Consider the following 5,292-nt stretch of genomic DNA (forward strand, 5'->3'; position numbering starts at 1 on the left):
CGAGGCGGCGAACTGCACGTCCCAGAGGATCTCTCACTCCAGTACCATCCAGTACGCTGGTGAGCTTAACTTCCGTGTTCGGGATGGGTACGGGTGTGACCTCACCGCTCTGGCCGCCTCTATGTCGACGTCCGGACTCGAACCGAACATTATGCAACCTGCGTCGATGGCTCCGACGATACGCGCCGCGTGCGTCTCTCTGCCAACCGTCTATACGTGCGATCCAGTTACCGCCTGAACTCATGCGAGTCGCGAAACCTCAGTCAAACCGTATGACTGTGGCTCGGTCTGTTAGTGCTCGTGGACTCAACGCCTCGTTGCCTCGGCGCGTACATCCCGAGTCTATCGAACTCGTCTTCTACGAGTGACCTCCAGGGTACCTCTTTTTCATGTGGGTTTCGAGCTTAGATGCATTCAGCTCTTACCCCGTGTCGCGTGGCTACCCGGCATCTGCTCTCTCGAACAACCGGTACACCAGTGGCGACCAAACGTAGTTCCTCTCGTACTATACGTTCGTTCACGTCAGGTACCTCAAACACCCCCAATAGATAGCAGCCGACCTGTCTCACGACGGTCTAAACCCAGCTCACGACCTCCTTTAATAGGCGAACAACCTCACCCTTGCCCGCTTCTGCACGGGCAGGATGGAGGGAACCGACATCGAGGTAGCAAGCCACCCGGTCGATATGTGCTCTTGCGGGTGACGACTCTGTTATCCCTAAGGTAGCTTTTCTGTCATCTACGGGCCCCATCCGGGAGCCTCGTAGGTTCGCTAGACCACGCTTTCGCGTCAGCGTCACTCGTTGGGAATGACACTGTCAGACCACCTTCTGCTCTTGCGCTCTTCTCCGGGTTCCCGACCCGGATGAGGTGATCTTCGGGCGCGCTCGATATCTTTTCGAGCGCGTACCGCCCCAGTCAAACTGCCCGGCTACCGGTGTACTCCTCCCGGAGTGAGAGTCGCAGTCACCGACGGGTAGTATTTCAATGACGGCTGGGCGACGCGCTGGCGCGCGCACCTCTGTAATGCCTCCTACCTATGCTGCACATCGGCGACCACGTCTCAGCGACAGCCTGCAGTAAAGCTCTATAGGGTCTTCGCTTCCCCTTGGGGGTCTCCAGACTCCGCACTGGAACGTACAGTTCACCGGGTCCAACGTTGGGACAGTGGCGCTCTCGTTTATCCATTCATGCAAGCCGCTACTGAAGCGGCAAGGTACTACGCTACCTTAAGAGGGTCATAGTTACCCCCGCCGTTGACGGGTCCTTCGTCCTCTTGTACGAGGTGTTCAGATACCCGCACTGGGCAGGATTCAGTGACCGTACCAGTCCTTACGGATTTGCGGTCACCTGTGTTGTTATTAGACAGTCGGAGCGCCCGAGTCACTGCGACCTGCTTCGTCGAAAGCAGGCATCCCTTCTTCCGAAGGTACGGGACTAACTTGCCGAATTCCCTAACGTCGGTTCTCCCGACAGGCCTTGCCTTGCTCTGGCAGTGCACCTGTGTCGGATCTCGGTACGGACATCATGCTCGTCTTTTCACGGGCCCTGTGTACGGCTGACTTGCGCTCTCTTGAGCTTCTCTCGCTTCCTGCCATGACGGCTTCCACGAGGTTCCTCAATTCGACCGGGCGAAAGCCCGGCTCAGCGGTCCACACGGCGTCGACTTTTGTTGCATGATGGCACTGGAATATTAACCAGTTTCCCGTCGTCTCGGTCAAGTTATGGCGAGACTTAGGACCGGCTGACCCTCGGCTGATTGGCAGTGCCGAGGAACCCTTGCACATCAGGCCGTCGAGGTTCTCACCCGACTATCGCTGCTACTGTGACCAGGATTGTCGTTACTGAACGGTCCACACGAGCTCTCACCCGTGCTTCCATCCGGACAGTACGCCGACCTACGCGGTCATCCGTTGAAGGATGCGGCCAGGTCTCGGTGGTAGATTTGAGCCCCGATCATTTTGGGCGCCTCAAACCTCGGCCGGTAAGCTGTTACGCTTTTCTTAGAGGGTAGCTGCTTCTAAGCTCACCTCCCGGCTGTTTAGGGCTTGAGACCACCTTTCGATTGCACTTAATCTACACTTTGGGACCTTAACCCGGCTCTGGGTTGTTCCCCTCATGGTACACAGGCTTACCCCGCGCACCGGACTCCCACCATCTACGACGCCTGCGGGTTCGGAGTTTGACAGGATGGTCGACTCCTCTCGGAGGCGAGTCATCCAATCGGTAGCTCTACCCCGCGGGCTATCTCTGGTGAGGTCATGCTTCGACATGTTTCGGTCGGAACCAGCTGTTGCCAGGCTCGATGGGCCTTTCACCCCTATACATAGATCACGAGAGGGTATTGTAGGACACCAACTCTAACGGGCCTTCACGTGGCTTTCGCCACGCTTCACCCTGCCTATGCATAGATCGCCTGGTTTCGGGTCGTACCCACGTGGCTCCCCGCGCTTGAACACGGTGGCCCTGGTCGGAAGACTGCGGCCGTATCGGTTTCCCTGTGCCTCCCTCGATACACGAGTTAGACTCGCCATGTAGGTACACTCCCTGGGTCGTTTTTCAAAACGCACGACACGACGCCGGCTCGTCTCAGTTCCTACTGAGAGATCGCTCTCTGTTCGTTTTCTGAGACGCCTTCTACGCCCTGTCGCTCGATCGCCAACTGATTTCAGGCCCTATTGCACCGCCCTTCTCGGGGTGCTTTTCAGCGTTCGCTCACGCTACTTGTTCGCTATCGGTCTCGAGGAGTGTTTAGCCTTCTCAGGGGATGCCTGAGTCGTTCACGGAGGATATCCGACCCCCGCTACTCTGGAACTGACGCCGGTTGTACTGCACTAGCTTACGGGGTTGTCACCCTGTTTCACGCTCCGTTCCAGGAGACTTCAGCTAGCGGGTCAGTGCTTGGTTGTCAGCCCGAACACCACATTGGTCGTAAGACCTTCGGTTTGGGCTGTGTCGGGTTCACTCGCGGTTACTAGCGACATCGCGGTTGCGTTCTCTTCCTTCCCCTACTGAGATGTTTCAATTCGGGGAGTTCCCTATTGCGCGTGGCAATTGTGATACGGATTCCGATTGGGAGATCCTGAGTTCTTTCCCTCCATGCGGGTCCCTCAGGCTTTTCGCAGCTTGGCACGTCCGTCGTCGGCTCTCGAGCCGAGCCATTCACCAGCTGGCACAGTAGCCAGTAGTGTGTCTGTGACTTCGAAAAGTCACCGACTGTATATGGTTTACTGACGTTCCACGAACTCGGATGAGTTCAGTGGACGTCTGGATCGCACGTATACACGGTCGTCATCGAATCGCCCTGGCGGGGCGTTCGTCGAACCCTTCCCATTCGCGGTTTCCCGGAATGGTGCATCGGTCGTCTACTTCAACCGAACCACGCCGCCTATGTAAGGGCGACGGATTCGCTTGAAGGCTGACATGGACTCACTGGGATTCGAACCCAGGGCATCCTCCTTGCAAGGGAGGCACTCTACCGCTGAGCTATGAGCCCACCTTCCTACGCGTCGTAGAGAAGGGTTGTTCGCGTGTTTTGTGAGCCTTGGTAGTTCTGAAGTGTCCGGAACGGTGGCTGCGTGGACGCCAGTGACCGTGCAAATGAATAGTGACCGTCGTGGTGACGGTCGAAGGTGGGCTCTCTGTAGCAGAGAGTCCCGGGTCAGTAGGAGGTGATCCAGCCGCAGATTCCCCTACGGCTACCTTGTTACGACTTAAGCCCCCTTGCGAAGCCCAGATTCGACGTACGTGGTACGCCTCATCCGGACCTCACTCGGGTGCTTTGACGGGCGGTGTGTGCAAGGAGCAGGGACGTATTCACCGCGCGCTGCTGACACGCGATTACTACCGAATCCAGCTTCATGTGGGCGAGTTTCAGCCCACAATCCGAACTACGATCGGGTTTCTGAGATTACCGTCCCCTCTCGGGGTAGGAACCCTCTGTCCCGACCATTGTAGCCCGCGTGTTGCCCAGCACATTCGGGGCATACTGACCTACCGTTGCCCGTTCCTTCCTCCGTGTTGGCCACGGCAGTCTCCCTACTGTCCCCAACCGCTTCACAGCGTTGCTGGCAAGTAAGGATGCGGGTCTCGCTCGTTGCCTGACTTAACAGGACGCCTCACGGTACGAGCTGACGGCGGCCATGCACCTCCTCTCTGTAGCTCGTGGTAAGGTCATCAACCTGACCGTCATGACTACAGTCGATGCTGGTGAGATGTCCGGCGTTGAGTCCAATTAAACCGCAGGCTCCTCCGGTTGTAGTGCTCCCCCGCCAATTCCTTTAAGTTTCATCCTTGCGGACGTACTTCCCAGGCGGCCTGTTTAGCGGCTTCCCTACGGCACAGCACCCACTCGTAGTGGGAGCCACACCTAACAGGCATCGTTTACGGCTAGGACTACCCGGGTATCTAATCCGGTTCGAGACCCTAGCTTTCGTCCCTCACTGTCGGATCCGTTCTCGCGACGTGCTTTCGCCATCGGCGGTCCGTCCAGGATTACGGGATTTCACTCCTACCCCGGACGTACCCGTCGCGCCTTCCGGTCCCAAGCCACACAGTTTCCACCGGACGTCCACCCGTTGAGCGGGTGGATTTCCCGATGGACTTGTGCGGCCAGCTACGGACGCTTTAGGCCCAATAAGATCGGCCATCACTTGGGCTGCCGGTATTACCGCGGCGGCTGGCACCGGTCTTGCCCAGCCCTTATTCGTACACCTCCCTACGGTGTACAAAAGCGTAGGCTCTATGCCTACGCACTTGGGATCCCCTTATCGCACTGGCGTGCAGTGTAAAGGTTTCGCGCCTGCTGCGCCCCGTAGGGCCCGGAATCTTGTCTCAGATTCCGTCTCCGGGTTCTGGCTCTCACCACCCGTACCGATTATCGGCACGGTGGGCCGTTACCCCACCGTCTACCTAATCGGCCGCAGCCACATCCTTCGGCGCCGGAGCGTTTGTCACACTCGCCATTCCAGGCTGAGTGTGGAATGCACTATTAGCCTCAGTTTCCCGAGGGTATGGTGCTCCGAAGGGTAGTTTGGCCACGTGTTACTGAGCTGTTCGCTACGAGTCTGAACTCGTACAACTAGCATGGCTAAATCGGATCCCAATAGCAATGGCCTCCGGCAGGATCAACCGGAATGGTTCCTCGAGCTTGATTCCCAGCTCGAGGGGGTTATGGCGGGTTTTGACCGAACGAGGTGATCGTTCGGGTCAAAACACCATTGCATGGTCTATATGGTGTCCGATGCATCCAGCGTTCCGGATGACACCGAACTACCAAGGCTCACATCAGAT

The 5,292-nt window shown here is 57.6% G+C and carries 1 tRNA gene and 3 rRNA genes; all 4 read right to left on the bottom strand.

Annotated elements, in window-relative coordinates:
• Nucleotides 1-121 (bottom strand): 5S ribosomal RNA (gene rrf / locus CHB65_RS16445); the annotation flags it as partial.
• Between the two features lie 150 nt (nt 122-271).
• Nucleotides 272-3,190 (bottom strand): 23S ribosomal RNA (locus CHB65_RS16450).
• Nucleotides 3,191-3,424: 234 nt separating this feature from the next.
• Nucleotides 3,425-3,496, bottom strand: a tRNA-Ala gene (locus CHB65_RS16455).
• 170 nt (nt 3,497-3,666) lie between these two features.
• Nucleotides 3,667-5,137 (bottom strand): 16S ribosomal RNA (locus CHB65_RS16460).
• Between the last annotated feature and the right edge of the window lie 155 nt (nt 5,138-5,292).

This window comes from Halorubrum vacuolatum (assembly GCF_900188065.1).
In the GTDB taxonomy this organism is placed as follows: Archaea; Halobacteriota; Halobacteria; order Halobacteriales; family Haloferacaceae; genus Halorubrum; species Halorubrum vacuolatum.